Consider the following 14,545-nt stretch of genomic DNA (forward strand, 5'->3'; position numbering starts at 1 on the left):
GCACTGGCGAGTATTCCGATACGAATATAGATATTGCAAAATTTGCAAAAGAAATTGAAGATGTTTGTAATAAATTTTACGCAGATGGTTATGATGTCGTAAGCACGATAGATGTAATTGAAGGTAACTATTCATTCGATGATGGCACAGGAGAAGCTAAAGCTGCTTACGGATACGGCTACAGCGTGACTGATGGAGTCGTGATTCTCTTTAAGAATCGAAGTGAGTAATTACGCATTGGACTGCTGCTGTATACTAACCTCACGTCGAGTTTTACAAAGACACATTAATAAGTTCTCGAATCAAGCAATCGCGGCATTCGCAGAAGATTGGCAAAGCGTACTCCGCCCGGGAATTGTGCGGACATGAACGAATTGAGCCCGATCTCCCTCGTTACTTAAAGATTCGGTCCGACCACCCGCACCTGACGCGGGGTTCCGTCCGGGGCCTGGCCTTCGACGATCTTCCCTTCCGCCTTCACCGGCAACTTCTGACGGTCCGCCGCGTTTTTCGCCGGCTTGGCCGGCGTCGGCTGCGACATGGCCTGCGACTGCTGTTCGGTGATCACCGTGTCGCTTGCCTTGGCGCCGCCCATTTCGTCGAGAAGCTGCTCGGCATGGGCGTAGGCTTCGACCCAGTTCTGGTTCGGCGGCTTGCAGCCGCAATTGGAGTCGAAGCTCTTGGTGTATTTCAGCGCGTTGGGCAGCGAATCATAGGCCGTCTGGCCATCGGCGCTGACCGCCGTGGAGATGTCGCGCGATGGATTGCGGGTGAAAAGCTGCACTTCCGCATTGGGGCAGAGCGCCTTGCACATTTCGAGCAATTCGTCGGAACCGGCGCTGTTGGCTGAAAATGAAAGCGGAAAAAAGCCGCCGTCGCAAGAGCGCACGCAAAGCGCCTGCGAACCGCCGCCATGGAGGCGCTGATCCTCGTCCCCCGGCGCCGGTGGCAGCGGCGTCTCCGGAACGCGCTCCACATCTTCGGAGCGCCCCCCCAAACCGCCGAACAAAACCTCGAAAAAGTTCTTTTCGTGAGGCGGAGCGCCGTTGCAGGCGGCGTTTACGCGCGCCACCAGCGCCCGCCTTTGCCCGCTGTCGCCGGAGGCGCGCGCCTGCAGCGAATCGAATTGCGCCCGCAGGCCGGCGATGCGCGCCTTGAGGCCGCCGCATTGCGGCGGCGGCGCCTGGCCGAAAAAAAGGAATTGCTGGTTGTCGCAACCGACGGAATGGGCGTGGGCGCTGGCCTGGTCGAGTTCCGCGCGAACTTTTCGCGCAGCGGCGGCGGCGCCGGGATCGGAAGGGACGGGTGCGGCGAGTTCCGCCCTCAACCGGGCGCAATCGGGGCTTTGGGCGGCTGCGGCGCCGGAGAGCAGCAGGCCGCAGGCGAGCGCCAGCGCCCGCCACTGCCTAAATTCACCGCCCTTGGCCTGCCGCATCAATAGTTCTTCTTTCTACCGTCTCCGCGCGAATGTCGTGCGGAAATCATTCGGCGGCGTCGGCTTCGGCGAGCGAGGCCAGGCGGTCCTTTTTCAGTTTTTCCGCGACCAGGAAGGCGATTTCGATCGCCTGTTCCGCATTGAGGCGCGGATCGCAATAGGTCATGTAGCGCGAACGCAAGTCCGTTTCCGACAGGGCGCGGGCGCCGCCGGTGCATTCGGTGACGTTATTGCCGGTCATCTCTAAATGGATGCCGCCGGCATAGGAGCCTTCGGCGCGATGCACGTCGAAGAAGGAGCGGATTTCCTGCATCACCTTGTCGAAGGGCCGCGTCTTGTAGCCGCCGGCGCTGATCGTATTGCCGTGCATCGGATCGCAGGACCACACGACATTGCGGCCCTCGCGCCGCACCGCGCGGATCAGGGCGGGGAGATGGTCGCCGACCTTTTCCGCGCCGAAACGCGCGATCAGGGTGAGGCGCCCCGGCTCGTTGGCGGGATTGAGAATGTCGATCAGCTGCAGAAGCCCGTCCGGCGTCGAACTGGGGCCGCATTTCAGGCCGATCGGATTCTTGATGCCGCGCGCGAATTCGATATGGGCGTGGTCGGGCTGGCGGGTGCGATCGCCGATCCACAGCATGTGGCCGGAAGTGGCGTAATGGTCGCCGCTGGTCGAATCGACGCGGGTCAGGGCCTGTTCGTAGCCGAGCAGCAGCGCCTCGTGCGAGGTGTAGATGTCGGTCTGGCGCAATTCCTGATGGTGCTCGGGATCAAGCCCGATGGCGCGCATGAAACCGAGGGTCTCGGTGATGTGGTCGGCCAGTTGCTGGTAGCGCGCCGATTGCGGGCTGTCCTTGACGAAGCCGAGCATCCAGCGATGGGTGTTTTCCAGATTGGCGTAGCCGCCAGTGGCGAAGGCGCGCAGCAGGTTGAGCGTGGCCGCCGACTGGCGATAGCTCATCAGTTGCCGGCGCGGGTCCGGCTCGCGCGCTTCCGGGGTGAAGGCGATGTCATTGACGATGTCGCCGCGATAGGACGGCAGAGCGACGCCGTCGATGGTCTCCATCGGCGCCGAGCGCGGCTTGGCGAACTGCCCGGCGATGCGGCCGACCTTGACCACCGGCATGGCCGCGCCATAGGTCATCACCACCGCCATCTGCAGGAAGACGCGGAAGAAATCGCGGATATTGTCGGCGGAATGTTCGGCAAAGCTTTCGGCGCAATCGCCGCCCTGCAGCAAGAACGCCTCGCCGGCGCAGACCTGTGAAAGCGCCTTTTTCAGCTTGCGCGCCTCGCCGGCGAAAACCAGCGGCGGGAAGCCGGCGATCTGCTTTTCGACATCGGCCAGAGCCGCCTGATCGGCATAGCTCGGGACCTGTACGATCGGCTTGGACCTCCAGCTTTCGGGCGACCAACGTTCCATCACGCGCAAAACTCCAAAGGCGGCGCCAGGCCGCGACTTCATGGGGAAGGGCCGGTCTATACACCACGGCGGCGAAAGCGCCAAAAACAATCTGGCCGAGGAAAGCGGCGCCTTTGCGGCGAGTCCGTGTCCGGCCGACCGCGCCTGCAAATAGCTGTGCATGGAGCAGGCCGCGAATGTTTGCGCGACGCCGTCCCGATGCTACCACACCCTACGGGCGTCGGCAGGGCGCCCCCTGAAAGAGGAGCGGATGAGCCGCAACATCGACATCGGCGTGACAGGCGCGGGCGCTCCGGCGATCATCGACCTTGAAGAACTGCTCGCCACGCGCCTGCTGGTGCAAGGCAATTCCGGCTCGGGAAAATCGCATCTGCTGCGCCGCCTGCTCGAGCAGAGCGCCGGCCTCGTCCAGCAGATCGTCATCGATCCCGAAGGCGATTTCATCTCGCTCGCCGAACGTTATGGCCATCTCGCGCTCGACGCCGCCGAATGCGAACGCGACCTTGCCGTGCTGGCCTCGCGGGTGCGCGCCCATCGCGTCTCCGTGGTGCTCAATCTGGAAAATCTCGAGGTGGACGGCCAGATGCGCTGCGCGGCGCAATTCCTCAACGCCCTGTTCGAGGCCGATCGCGAGCTTTGGTTTCCGGCGCTGGTCGTGGTCGACGAGGCCCAGGTTTTCGCGCCCGCCGCCGCCTCCGACTCCTCCGAGGAGGCCCGGCGCATAAGTCTTGCGGCCATGACCAACCTGATGTGCCGCGGCCGCAAGCGCGGACTTGCCGGCGTCATCGCGACGCAGCGTCTCGCCAAGCTCGCCAAGAATGTCGCGGCGGAAGCCTCGAATTTCCTGATGGGTCGCACCTTCCTCGACATCGACATGGCCCGCGCCGCCGATCTTTTGGGCATGGAGCGCCGGCAGGCGGAAGCCTTTCGCGATCTCGAGCGCGGCTCCTTCATCGGGCTGGGGCCGGCCATTGCGCGGCGCCCGTCGCGCATGCGCATCGGGACGGTGGAAACCGCAGATCGCGGCGGCGCGCCAAAACTCCTGCCGCTGCCCGGTTCGCCGGACGAGGCGACCCTGAGCCTGATTTTCGCGCCGACCAATTCCGCGGCGCCGACGCCGCGAAAGCCGGCGCCAAGGCCGGAACGGCTGCAGGAGCTGCTGACCCGCATTGAACATGCCCCATGCGACATGATCGCCGCGCCGCTTCCCGAACTTACCGACGGCGAGCGCGAGGCGACGATCGATGAAATTCTCCGGCAGATGCTCGCCGACGAAAATTTTGCATCCCAGCCGGCGGCCTCGCTGCATCGCGATTTTTTGCTGCGCTGCCGTATCCGCCGCTTGGGCGCGCGCACGCCAGACCTTCAAGACTTTCGCCGCCGCATGACGGTCATGCGCGCCCGCATGGCCTTTTCCGGAAGCGCCGACGAGGAGGCCTGGAGTCGGGCGATCGCTGTAGGCGCGCGACTGCCGGAAGACCTGGCTTGCGTGTTTCTCTACCTCGGCAGGGCCGCCGTCGCGAGCCGGCCCTGCCCGAGCGACGAGGAAATCGCCCGTTTCTTCGGCAGCCATTCGCCCGGCCGCGCCCGAAGAATGATCGGCCAACTGGAGCAAGCAGACCTGATCGTCGCGCGCATGGACTTCCAGCAGCGCCGCATCATTTCTTTCCCGGAACTTGGCCTTGAGACGTCAGTCCTGGAAGTTTTGGGCTGAGGGCGCCTTCATTCGCCGAACGCATAGGCGTCGAGGCTGATCGGGCCGACATAGTCGTGGAACAGCCGCCTGCCCTTGGCGCCCGGCCCGCCGGCGCCGAAGGCGAAGGGGAAGGGCTGGAAATGCTCGGGCGTCGGATGGTTGCGCAAGGCGTCTGGGCCGAGCCGCCATTGCGCGATCGCCGCCTCGTCGCCGGCCTCCGCATGGGCGAACAGCCAATCGTTGAAGCTTTTTACCCATTGCGGCGTTTCCTCGCCGCCGCCGAAAAAGGCGCGCAGATTATGGGTCGCGCCGCCCGAACCGACGATCAGCACGCCCTCCTCGCGCAAGGGCGCCAGCGCCCGGCCGAGCGCCAGATGGTGGGCGCCGTCGGCGCGCGGCTGCACCGACAGGGTTACGACCGGAATATCCGCCTGCGGATAAAGCAGCATCAGCGGAATCCACGCCCCGTGGTCATAGCCGCGCCCCTTGGAAATCTGCGGCGCAAGACCGGCCTTTTCGGCAAGCCCGTAGGCGCGCAAAGCCAACTCAGGCGCGCCGGGCGCCGGATAGGTCATGCGGTAAAGCTCGGACTCGAAGCCGCCGAAATCATAGATCATGCCCGGTTGCTCGCCCGCCTCGAATGTCGGCGCAGGCGTTTCGAAATGGGCGCTCATCAGCAATATGGCTTGCGGCCGCGGCAGGCGCCCGCCCAAATCGCGCAGGAAATCGCGGGTTGGGCTGTCGTAAAGCACCAGATTGGGCGCGCCATGGGAAATGAACAGGCTGGGAAGCTTCGTCATGATCGGGTCTCAGGGTCCGAGTTAGGGCTTTTGTCGCGGCGCCAGAAGTCATATAAGCGTGACGATTAGGGAGCCGCCAGTCATGAAGCTCGTGTACAAGAAAAGCCTTTCTTGCGCTTTTGCATTTTTCGCCAGTTCTGCGTTTTTCGGTCTCGGCGCCGCGGCCTTCGCCGGCGACGATCCCGATCTGATCTTCCGCAAATCGACGACGCTGAAACTGCTGACGCCCAACGACAAGCTGGCGACCTACGCCGTCGACGATCCCGCCGTGGCCGGCGTCGCCTGTTATTATACCGTGCCAGAAAAGGGCGGCATTTCTGGCGCGCTCGGCCTGGCCGAGCAGACTTCCGACGTCTCACTGGCCTGCCGGCAATATGGCCCGATCCAGATCAAGGAAAAATTCGCCCAGGGCGATGTGGTGTTCCGCGCCAGCCGCTCGGTGTTCTTCAAGCGGCTGCAGATCGTGCGCGGCTGCGACCCCAAGCGCAACGTGCTGGTCTACATGGCCTATTCCGACAAGCTGGTCGAGGGCTCGCCGAAGAACTCGACTTCGACCGTGCCGATCCAGCCCTGGGGCGCGGCGGAAGCGCCGAAATGCGGCGATTTCGTTTCCGGCTGAACGCCGGAAATAGCGTCTCCATTCACGGCCGGCCAAAAGCGCTGCGGGCCACCGGACGCTGCGCTGGCAGCTCGCCTCAGCGTCGAAAAAGCCGCTTGTTTCAAAAATATTTTTATCGGCGTGTAATCGCGCTAGCAACCAGCCTGTTTTTACTTGAAGGCTCCGGCGCCTTTCTGTCAACCTGTTGCGTTTTCAAGCTATCTATAACGATCTGACTGCGCGCCCGCCGCCCGGCCGCGCCAGAAAAATGAGTTGACGCATTGATAAAATAAGACTTTATGCTCTTGAAAATGAACATCAAAAACGAAAAAACAGGGCGGAACTTCCATGCCGCATATCGTGAATGCGAAGCTTAAGCTTGCAATACTTCAGCTTGGGCGCTTTCGACTTGTTTCGTTTCCAAAAGGCTTCAGAGTCAAAATGGCGGCGGGCCTGCTGCTGGCGCTGGCGGCGTTGAGCTTTTGCCCGCCGCTTCGCGCGCAAAGCCCCGACGTGAAGGGCGCCTCCGACGAAACCTCGTCCACGATACCGCCCGAGACAGGCAAATACGCGACGCAAAAGACAGACTTGTCCACCGCCTTCTGTGACGCTTCCCGTCCCGAATGCCAAGCGGCGAAACGAGCGATAACCGAGCGGATCGCCCACGACGCCGAGAAAAACGCGCAAACCTCGCAAACTCAGCAGCCGGCCTCCGCCGCAGCGCCGCCTGCCGCCGCAGCGCCTGCCGCAGCGCCAGCCGGCGCGCCGGCGGCGACGGGCTTTCACGGACTGGCCAACGCCGCGGCGGCCAAGGCCGACGAAAACACCCTCCGCTTCGGCTTGATCGCGCCATTTAGCGGCGCGAACAAGGATTTTGCCGGGGAGCTGAAGCTTGGCGCCGAAGCGGCCTTTCTCGCCGCCAACGACGCGGGCGGCATCAACGGCAAGTCATTGCGGCTGTTTGTCGCCGATGACGGTTACGACCCCGCGCGCACGCCAGACGTCGTAAAAACCATGGCCGAAAAGGACAAGGTCTTCGGTTTCATCAGCAATTTCGGCAGCGCGACCTCGGCGGCGATACTTCCTTACGTACTGGAGCACAAGCTCGCCTTTTTCGGCGCCTTTTCAGGCAGCGGCTTGCTCCGTCGGGAGCCGCCTGACCGTTATGTTTTCAATTATCGCCCCAGCTATGCCGAAGAAACCGAAGCCGTCGTCCGCTATCTCGTCAGGGTTCGTCGCCTGAAGCCTGACGAGATAGCGGTATTCGCCCAGGACGACGCTTTTGGCGACGCCGGTTACGCCGGAGTGGAAAAGGCGCTACGCGCCCTCGACGACAAAACGGGGGGATCGGTGCTCCACTTGCGATATGCCCGCAACAGCATCGATGTCGCCGCCGCGATCGACGAATTAAGCAAGCGGGAAACGGCAACGCCGGCTCCGACCACAACCACGACCACGCGCGGGCGTCATCGCGAGAGGGCCGCCCCGCAGATCAAGGCCGTCGTGATGGTCGCGACCTACCGGGCGGCGGCGAAATTCATCGAAAAAGCGCGCGAAGCTTTTCCGGACCTGATCTTCACCAATGTTTCGGCCGTGGGCAGCAATAATTTCGCAGAGGAACTCAAACTGCTCGGACCGCGATTCTCCAAGGGAATCATCGTGACCCAGGTCGTGCCCGATCCGGAGGGTTTTTCATCGATCGCCCTCGAATACAAAGCGGCCCTGGCCAAATATTTTCCGAACGATCGTCCCGATTACGTCTCGTTCGAATCCTATATCAACGCCAAGATCATGCTGGAAGGCTTGAAAAAGGCCGGGCCGCAGCCCGATTCGGACAAGCTGGTCGCGTCGCTGGAAAACATCCATAACCTCGATCTCGGGCTGGGACCGCTGGTCAATTTCGGCGCCAGCGAACATCAGGCGATCCACAAAGTATGGGGCGCCGAGCTCGACGAACATGGCGCCTATCATTTCATCGACCTGGAGTAACTATCTCCGGCTCGATCATTCGCCGCAGGAAATGAACACGTCGTCTTCGCGAATGACGCGCGGCGCGGCGGTGGTGGACGCCCTGTCGATCGAAGCCGTGGCGTCGCTGGCCGGACCGAAAGCCTTGGCGGCGCCGTGGCCATGGGACTCACACCAGGCGTCGGCGACGATTTTAGCGCAATCCGCTCCGTTCGCGATGCATTCATTGACGCCATAACCGTCTGCGGCGCTGACGACGAAACTGTTGGCGCCGGAGATCGGGCTCGGCTCGGAATGCGCCGCAGTCTGCAGCGCCGCCAGCACGAACAGACCTCCCAGCAGCGGCAGCAGGATATGTGGAAAAAACTCGCGTTCGAATTCGTTGAATTTCATCGTCCCGTCCCGCAGAACATGGCCGCGGGCGTGTTTCTTTGCGCCGCCGCCAAAGGAATGGTGGCGATCTTGCCCCCGCGCGGGTGAACGAAGCGTTAAACATGGCGTTGGAAATGACGCGGACGAGCCAGTTTGGCGGATGAAATACTTGCCAGACTTGGCGAATCACGTTCCGCAAAATGTTTCGGTCACGCGTTCTTCCGGCCTGGGCGGAGCCTCGAAATCCTCCGGCCCCGGCGCGGGATCGGCGAAGGGATTTTTCAGCGCGGCGCAGAGACGATCGAAAAGCCCCAGATCGCCGTCGGCGGCCTTCGCCAAAGCCTGTTCGACGCGATGGTTGCGGGCAATGACGACCGGATTGCTGGCCTGCATGGCGGCGAGGCGCCGCGCCGGATCGCCATCATGGGTCAAAGCGCGCCAGTCGGCGAGAAAGGCCGCCGCCCCCTCACGCGCCCCGGGCTCCGAATCGGCGAAAAGCGCAAAAAACCCCGCCTCGTCGGCGCCGGCGGCGATCTGCGTCAGGCGGCGGAAGAACAGGGTGTAATCGGGGCGGCCGCGATCGAGCATCGGCCACAGCTTGTCGATGAATTCGGCGTTGCGCGCATCCCCCGGCGTCAGCCCGAGCTTGCGTTCCATGCCTGCGGCCAGCGCCGCCGAATAGACCGGCCTGAATCCGTCCAGCGTGTCCTGCGCCACGCGCAAGGCGCCGGCCTCGTCGGCGCCGAACAAGGGCAGCAGCGCCTCGGCGAGGCGGGCGAGATTCCACATGGCGATCGACGGCTGGCGGCTGTAGGCGTAGCGGCCCGCCGCGTCGATCGAGGAAAAAACCTGCCGGCTGTTGAACGAATCCATGAAGGCGCAGGGGCCGAAGTCGATGGTCTCGCCGGAAATCGCCATATTGTCGGTGTTCATCACGCCATGGATGAAGCCTGCCAGCATCCATTGCGCGATCAGCTTCGCCTGCCGCGCGACGACGGCGGCGAAGAAACCTGGGTAAAGCTCCGGTTCGACAGAGAGTTCGGGATAATCGCGGGCGATGCAATGATCGGCCAAAGCGCGGGTCAGCACGGGCCCCAGATCCTGCCGCCCATCCGATTGCGCGGCATATTGGAAGGTGCCGACGCGGACATGGCTGCGGGCGATGCGGGTCAGCACGGCGCCGTGCTGCGCGATATCGCGAAAAACCGGCGCGCCGGTGGCGACCACTGCGAGCGAGCGGGTGGTCGGTATCTTCAGCCCGGCCATGGCCTCGCTGACGATATATTCGCGCAGCATTGCCGGTAAAGTCGCGCGCCCGTCGCCGCGACGGGCGAAAACGGTGGGGCCGGAGCCTTTCAGGTGGACGTCGTAGAGCGTCCCGTCCGGCGCCTGGATTTCGCCGATCAACACGGCGCGGCCGTCGCCCATGCGCGGGTTCCACTGTCCGAACTGATGGCCGGCATAGGCCAGCGCGAGATTTTGCCGCCCTTCCGGGGGCTCCCCACCCGCCAGAAGGTTCAAGAGCTCCGGCGTGTCGGCGTCGGGCGGCAGGCCGAGATCGGCGGCGAGCGCGTGGTTGAACACGATCCATCGAGGCGCCGGCGCGGGGAAAACCTCGGCAGCCGCGTAAAATTCCGCCGGCAGCCCGCGATAGCCGCTGTCGCGGAAAATGTGTCGTGTCGCGCCCATGAATGCAGCTCCTCAAAGGGCGAAGACGCCCGCCCAAGACGGGCTTTTGGAGCGCAGCTTAGCAGGAAGCGCGCCAAATTCCTCGACCGCCTGAAATTGGGTTCCGCGCCGGGCTTTTACAAGCGCGTCGGTTGCGCCGCGCCGGAGCATTGGCCGCTCGAATGCAACGAGGCGCACATTCTTTGATCAACGAGTCAACACGTCCGAATTAGCTTGTCGATGCCGCTACGTCACCAGCATCGTTAACATTTCATAAACCATTGCGGAGCATGGTTAATGAAACACCAACAGGATGAATCGATGAACGCCCATGTGCGCTCTCCAGCCACGCTGAACCTCCGAACGCATTCGCTGATCGCGTTCGTTTTGCAGCCCGTGGAGCCCATGACTGAGTGGTTCGAGACGCTTGACGGCTGGTTGGCCCGGTCCCCGAATTTCTTCGCCAATAAGCCGATCATCCTGGATATGGCCCAGGCGGACATCTCCCTGAGGGATTATCGGGATGTATTGAGCGCGCTGGCGCGCCGCCATATCCGTGTCATGGGCGTGGAAGGCGCCAACCCGTCCTTGGTTGGCCCGCATCTCCCGCCCAATATCACGGGGGGACTGCCCGTCGCTGCGTCGGAGACTCCCGCTGCGGAAGCTCCTGCTGCGGAAACTCCCGCCGAAAACAAAACTCCGACGGCTGAACGAGCAAATACAAACGGCCGGACATTGATCGTCGATGCGCCCGTGCGCTCGGGGCAATCGATATCGAATCTCGAGGGCGACATAACGATCGTCGGGCGGGTCGCATCAGGCGCCGAAATTATTGCTGGCGGATCCGTGCATGTTTATGGGGCGATCCAGGGCCGCGTCATCGCGGGCGTCTCCGGTGTGGCGGACGCGCGCATCTTCTGCACTGAAGCGCGGGCGGAACTGCTTTGCGTCGGCGGCGCCTATGTGACCGCCGAAAACATGGACCCCAGGACCGAGGGCAAAAGTGTCGAGGTCCGGTTGGCCGCAGGCCAGCTAAAAATCAAAATTCTGAACTGAATTCAAAGGGGACGGCGATGAGCAAGGTCGTGGTGGTGACATCAGGAAAAGGCGGCGTGGGGAAGACGACGTCGACGGCTTCTATCGGGGCGGCGCTGGCGAAAAGCGGCAAGCGGGTCTGTGTCGTCGATTTCGACGTCGGGCTTCGCAATCTCGATCTGGTGATGGGCGCCGAGCGCCGCGTTGTTTACGATCTTATCAACGTCGCTCAAGGGGACGCCAAGCTGGCCCAGGCGCTGATCCGCGACAAGCGCATCGACACGCTGAGCTTGCTTGCCGCATCGCAAACCCGCGACAAGGACGCCTTGACGGAAAAAGGCGTCGAAAGGGTCATCGGTGAATTGCGCGGCCTGTTCGACTGGGTGCTCTGCGACAGTCCCGCCGGAATAGAACGGGGAGCCTTGCTGGCGATGCGCTTCGCCGACGAGGCGGTCGTGGTCTCGAACCCGGAAGTATCGTCGGTCCGCGATTCGGATCGGATTATCGGATTGCTGGATTCCAAGACGCTTCGCGCCGAACAAGGTCTGCGCATGGACAAGCACCTGCTGCTGACCCGCTTCGACGCTGCGCGCGCGAGCCGTGGCGAAATGCTGAGCGTCGCCGACGTGCTGGACATCCTCTCCATTCCCCTGCTCGGGATCATCCCCGAAAGCGAGGACATCCTGCGCGCTTCCAATGTCGGGGCGCCTGTCACGATCAACGGATCGACGAGCCAGGCGGCGCGCGCCTACGACGATACCGCGCGTCGCCTCATGGGAGAATCCTTGCCCATCCCGATGCCCGGCGAAAAGAAGTCTTTCCTCAACCGCATTCTCGGCCGGAGGGCGGCATGAGCCTGTTCACCTTCTTCAAGACCCGCGGAAGCGCGCCCGTCGCGCGCGAACGATTGCAAATTCTGCTGGCGCACGAGCGCATCACGCTGGGGCCGCGGAATCTCCTCGCTATCCTGCGGGACGAAATATTGGCGACAATCGCCAAGCATGTTGAAATCGCGCCGGAGGCTCTGAAGATCACGATGGGCCAGACAGGGGCCATTTCCACGCTCGAAATCGACGTGGAGATTCCAACCGAGAAGATTGGCGCCAAGCCCGCTCGTCAAGAACCGGCGCTCGCCAAGTCAGCGGCGTCGTCGCGATAGAACCTGGCCGCTCAGTGGCGGTTGAAGGGCGGGAGACGGACCATTCCGGCGGCCGCCCGACGGGCGGCTTCGGGTCCGAGCCGATCAGGAAGGTCGGCTTGGCGCCCATTCCTGCCGAAGGTTTTCGGCAGTTGCCGGCGGGGAGCGGAAGTACGCGGGCACTTTCTATGCCCCCGCGCTGGAACCGAGACCGGAGCCGAGAGTTCTCCGTAGTTGGCAACGACAGTCAGCAATTTCACGGTTTGACCCAACGACCTCAAGGGGCCGCTTTTCCGATCGCTTCGGGCCCGAGTCGCAGCTGCTGATTTAGCGTCGCAGAAAGCATTCATCTGAATTAGAGAGGTCGCGCGATGGCCCAACCGGCAATTACCGAGCAATTCGCTTTCGCCGACCTCAATCAGGCGGTCGCGGAGCTTCAGGAACACAAGGACTCCTGGGCGCGGACCAGCGCGGCGGAGCGCGTGACGATCCTAGCCGAGATCAAGGACGAGCTCATGCGCGTCGCGGAAAGCTGGGCACTGACCGCGGCGAGAAAGAAGCAGATCCCTCTGGATTCGCCGCTTGTGGGCGAAGAATGGATGTCCGGACCTTACGCGCTCATGTCCGGCTGCAACGCGTACATGCAGACCTTGTCGCAGATGGATGGGAAGGCTTTCATGCGGCGCATCCCGCTTCTCGACCTTCCGAACGGCGCCATCGCCGCTACAGTCGTTCCCAACTCGATTTGGGATCGCCTTCTGCTCTCAGGCGTCAAGGCCGACGTCTGGATGCAGGCCGGGGTGACGAAGGACAATCTGGCGGCCAATACCGCCAGCGCTTACGACGCCCCGGCGGCCAATCGCCAGGGAAAGGTCGCGCTTGTGCTCGGGGCCGGAAATATCGCCGCTATTGCGCCGCTCGACTGTTTCCACAAGCTGTTCGCCGAGCATCAGGTTGCGATCTTGAAGATGAACCCGGTCAACGACTATCTCGTCGATGTCCTCCAAGTTGCATTGAAGCCGTTGATCGCGCGCGGCGCATTGCGGATCGTGCGCGGAGGCGCCGACGCCGGGGAGTATCTGTGCAACCATCCGGGCGTTGACGAAATCCACATCACCGGGGCGGACACGTCGCACGACATCATCGTCTGGGGGGCCGGCGACCAGGGACGCCGCAACAAGCACGCGGGCACACCGCGCAACAACCGACGGATCACCTCGGAACTTGGCGGCGTTGGCCCGACGATCGTGGTTCCCGGCCCCTGGTCGGACGCCGATATTTCCTTCCAGGCCGAACAGATCGCAACGCAGAAGCTGCATAATTCAGGCTTCAACTGCATCGCATGCCAGATGCTGGTCGTGTCCGAACCTTGGGAGCGGACCGCTCAACTGCTGCAAAAGGTAGAGCAGACAATCAAGGCTGCGCCGCCAAGGGCGGCTTATTACCCTGGGGCTCAACAGCGTACGGCCGATTTCGCCAATCAGGGTCGGGACGCGACGAGTTTCGTGCGCGACCAGGCTCCGGCCTGCGTCGTCGTGCAGCTCAAAAAGGGCGACGACTCTTGGTTCGAGACCAATGAAGTGTTTGCGCCGGCGATGAGCGTGCGGCGCATCGACGACCTCGATTCCGAGGCGTTTCTGCGAAAGGCGATCGCCTATGCCAACGAACGGTTGCGCGGAACGCTGGGCGCCAACATCCTCATCCATCCCGCTACGATACGAAAAATCGGTCGCCGCAAATTCGAGCAGATCATCGCCCAACTGCATTACGGTTGCATCGCCATCAACGGCTGGGCGGCTCTCGGTTGGCTGCTGGTCCGGACGCCTTGGGGCGCTTTTCCCGGACACACGCTCGACGACGTGCAGAGCGGAATCGGCGTCGTTCACAACACCTTCATGTTCGACAAGCCCGAGCGCACAGTGGTGGAGGCGCCGTTCACGCCCTATCCGCGCAACATTCTCAGCGGCGGGATGACCTTGCTTCCGCGGCCGCCCTGGTTCGTGACAAATCGTAAGCAGCATATTATCGGCCGGTTGATGGTGTCGTTCGAATATCAGCCGAGCTGGTCGCAAATTCCCAGAATTTTCATGAACGCGCTGTTTGGATAGGCGCCCTCGCGGGGCCGAGCCGGCATATCAGACTCAAGCTTTGCCAGTCCGCGCAATTGGTATGCGGGGCTGGCGCCATCCGATATCAAGCGCTTGCGCGAGCGACTGGAGCCGAGGTCCGCTATGGGGCGCCCATTGCCGTGCCAGGCGAGTTGAGCGACCGGCGGCTCATGGACCGGAAAGAGACATGCGCGCCGTTCTTTCATACATGGCGGTCGTTTCGAGGTGGCTTTTATATTTGCGCGGGATCTCGGTCGATCGATGACCCAGCTCAGCCGTCGCTTTTCATCAGGCTCGCCGCCGC

At 62.8% G+C, this 14,545-nt stretch carries 13 protein-coding genes; 8 read left to right on the forward strand and 5 right to left on the reverse strand.

The features are described from left to right. Positions 1-230, forward strand: a 230-nt coding sequence (locus tag ACLP2E_RS02140; protein WP_442465016.1) for a hypothetical protein, incomplete at its 5' end; no start/stop codon positions are given. Between the two features lie 167 nt (positions 231-397). Here the strand turns inward: ACLP2E_RS02140 and ACLP2E_RS02145 are convergent. After that, entirely contained in the window at positions 398-1,435 is a 1,038-nt protein-coding gene (locus ACLP2E_RS02145; protein WP_442460979.1) for a DUF2865 domain-containing protein, read from the reverse strand. 46 nt (positions 1,436-1,481) lie between these two features. Further along, the gene (locus tag ACLP2E_RS02150) at positions 1,482-2,861 is read right to left on the reverse strand and encodes a class II 3-deoxy-7-phosphoheptulonate synthase (RefSeq protein ID WP_442460980.1); all 1,380 of its coding nucleotides are present in this window, start codon (positions 2,859-2,861) and stop codon (positions 1,482-1,484) included. Between the two features lie 247 nt (positions 2,862-3,108). On the opposite strand from ACLP2E_RS02150, the gene ACLP2E_RS02155 reads away from it, so the two are divergent. Further along, the gene (locus ACLP2E_RS02155; RefSeq protein WP_442460981.1) at positions 3,109-4,572 is read left to right on the forward strand and encodes a helicase HerA domain-containing protein; all 1,464 of its coding nucleotides are present in this window, start codon (positions 3,109-3,111) and stop codon (positions 4,570-4,572) included. A gap of 8 nt (positions 4,573-4,580) precedes the next feature. Here the strand turns inward: ACLP2E_RS02155 and ACLP2E_RS02160 are convergent, their stop codons facing one another. Then, positions 4,581-5,354, reverse strand: coding sequence for a DODA-type extradiol aromatic ring-opening family dioxygenase (locus ACLP2E_RS02160; protein ID WP_442460982.1), 774 nt, complete (start codon positions 5,352-5,354; stop codon positions 4,581-4,583). An 82-nt stretch (positions 5,355-5,436) separates the two neighbouring features. On the opposite strand from ACLP2E_RS02160, the gene ACLP2E_RS02165 reads away from it, so the two are divergent. Continuing rightward, the gene (locus ACLP2E_RS02165; protein ID WP_442460983.1) at positions 5,437-5,973 is read left to right on the forward strand and encodes a CreA family protein; all 537 of its coding nucleotides are present in this window, start codon (positions 5,437-5,439) and stop codon (positions 5,971-5,973) included. 420 nt (positions 5,974-6,393) lie between these two features. Then, positions 6,394-7,941 carry an ABC transporter substrate-binding protein gene (locus ACLP2E_RS02170; protein ID WP_442465017.1) on the forward strand — a complete coding sequence of 516 codons (1,548 nt, stop codon included), beginning with the start codon at positions 6,394-6,396 and terminating at the stop codon, positions 7,939-7,941. Positions 7,942-7,956: 15 nt separating this feature from the next. Here the strand turns inward: ACLP2E_RS02170 and ACLP2E_RS02175 are convergent, their stop codons facing one another. Both ACLP2E_RS02175 and ACLP2E_RS02180 read right to left on the reverse strand, forming a co-directional pair. After that, on the reverse strand, positions 7,957-8,313 hold the full coding sequence (locus ACLP2E_RS02175; protein ID WP_442460985.1) for a hypothetical protein: 357 nt from the start codon (positions 8,311-8,313) through the stop codon (positions 7,957-7,959). Positions 8,314-8,478: 165 nt separating this feature from the next. Then, positions 8,479-9,981, reverse strand: a complete 1,503-nt coding sequence (locus ACLP2E_RS02180; protein WP_442465018.1) for a protein adenylyltransferase SelO — start codon at positions 9,979-9,981, stop codon at positions 8,479-8,481. Between the two features lie 300 nt (positions 9,982-10,281). Between ACLP2E_RS02180 and minC the strand changes: the two genes are divergently transcribed. The 4 genes from minC to ACLP2E_RS02200 all read left to right on the forward strand — a co-directional run bounded on the left by minC (position 10,282) and on the right by ACLP2E_RS02200 (position 14,241). Beyond that, positions 10,282-11,016, forward strand: coding sequence for a septum site-determining protein MinC (gene minC, locus ACLP2E_RS02185; protein ID WP_442460987.1), 735 nt, complete (start codon positions 10,282-10,284; stop codon positions 11,014-11,016). A gap of 17 nt (positions 11,017-11,033) precedes the next feature. Continuing rightward, complete coding sequence (minD, locus tag ACLP2E_RS02190; protein WP_442465019.1) at positions 11,034-11,849, forward strand: septum site-determining protein MinD; 816 nt, start codon at positions 11,034-11,036, stop codon at positions 11,847-11,849. Then, positions 11,846-12,154 (forward strand): cell division topological specificity factor MinE, encoded by a 309-nt coding sequence (gene minE / locus ACLP2E_RS02195; protein ID WP_442460989.1) that lies wholly within the window; start codon positions 11,846-11,848, stop codon positions 12,152-12,154. The genes minD and minE overlap by 4 nt, the downstream gene beginning before the upstream one ends. 350 nt (positions 12,155-12,504) lie before the next feature. Next, positions 12,505-14,241: an aldehyde dehydrogenase family protein gene (locus ACLP2E_RS02200; protein ID WP_442460990.1), complete on the forward strand. Its 1,737-nt coding sequence runs from the start codon at positions 12,505-12,507 to the stop codon at positions 14,239-14,241. Positions 14,242-14,545: the final 304 nt, after the last annotated feature.

Origin of the sequence: Rhodoblastus sp. (genome assembly GCF_052145335.1) — a bacterium.
GTDB lineage: Bacteria > Pseudomonadota > Alphaproteobacteria > Rhizobiales > Beijerinckiaceae > Rhodoblastus.

Excerpts from the sequence above, each read along its gene's own strand:
- ACLP2E_RS02145 (WP_442460979.1), bottom strand. The coding sequence starts at position 1,435 with ATGCGGCAGGCCAAGGGCGGTGAATTTAGGCAGTGGCGGGCGCTGGCG.
- ACLP2E_RS02155 (WP_442460981.1), top strand. The coding sequence starts at position 3,109 with ATGAGCCGCAACATCGACATCGGCGTGACAGGCGCGGGCGCTCCGGCG.
- ACLP2E_RS02160 (WP_442460982.1), bottom strand. The coding sequence starts at position 5,354 with ATGACGAAGCTTCCCAGCCTGTTCATTTCCCATGGCGCGCCCAATCTG.
- ACLP2E_RS02165 (WP_442460983.1), top strand. The coding sequence starts at position 5,437 with ATGAAGCTCGTGTACAAGAAAAGCCTTTCTTGCGCTTTTGCATTTTTC.
- ACLP2E_RS02170 (WP_442465017.1), top strand. The coding sequence starts at position 6,394 with ATGGCGGCGGGCCTGCTGCTGGCGCTGGCGGCGTTGAGCTTTTGCCCG.
- ACLP2E_RS02175 (WP_442460985.1), bottom strand. The coding sequence starts at position 8,313 with ATGAAATTCAACGAATTCGAACGCGAGTTTTTTCCACATATCCTGCTG.
- ACLP2E_RS02180 (WP_442465018.1), bottom strand. The coding sequence starts at position 9,981 with ATGGGCGCGACACGACACATTTTCCGCGACAGCGGCTATCGCGGGCTG.
- minC (WP_442460987.1), top strand. The coding sequence starts at position 10,282 with ATGAACGCCCATGTGCGCTCTCCAGCCACGCTGAACCTCCGAACGCAT.
- minD (WP_442465019.1), top strand. The coding sequence starts at position 11,034 with ATGAGCAAGGTCGTGGTGGTGACATCAGGAAAAGGCGGCGTGGGGAAG.
- minE (WP_442460989.1), top strand. The coding sequence starts at position 11,846 with ATGAGCCTGTTCACCTTCTTCAAGACCCGCGGAAGCGCGCCCGTCGCG.
- ACLP2E_RS02200 (WP_442460990.1), top strand. The coding sequence starts at position 12,505 with ATGGCCCAACCGGCAATTACCGAGCAATTCGCTTTCGCCGACCTCAAT.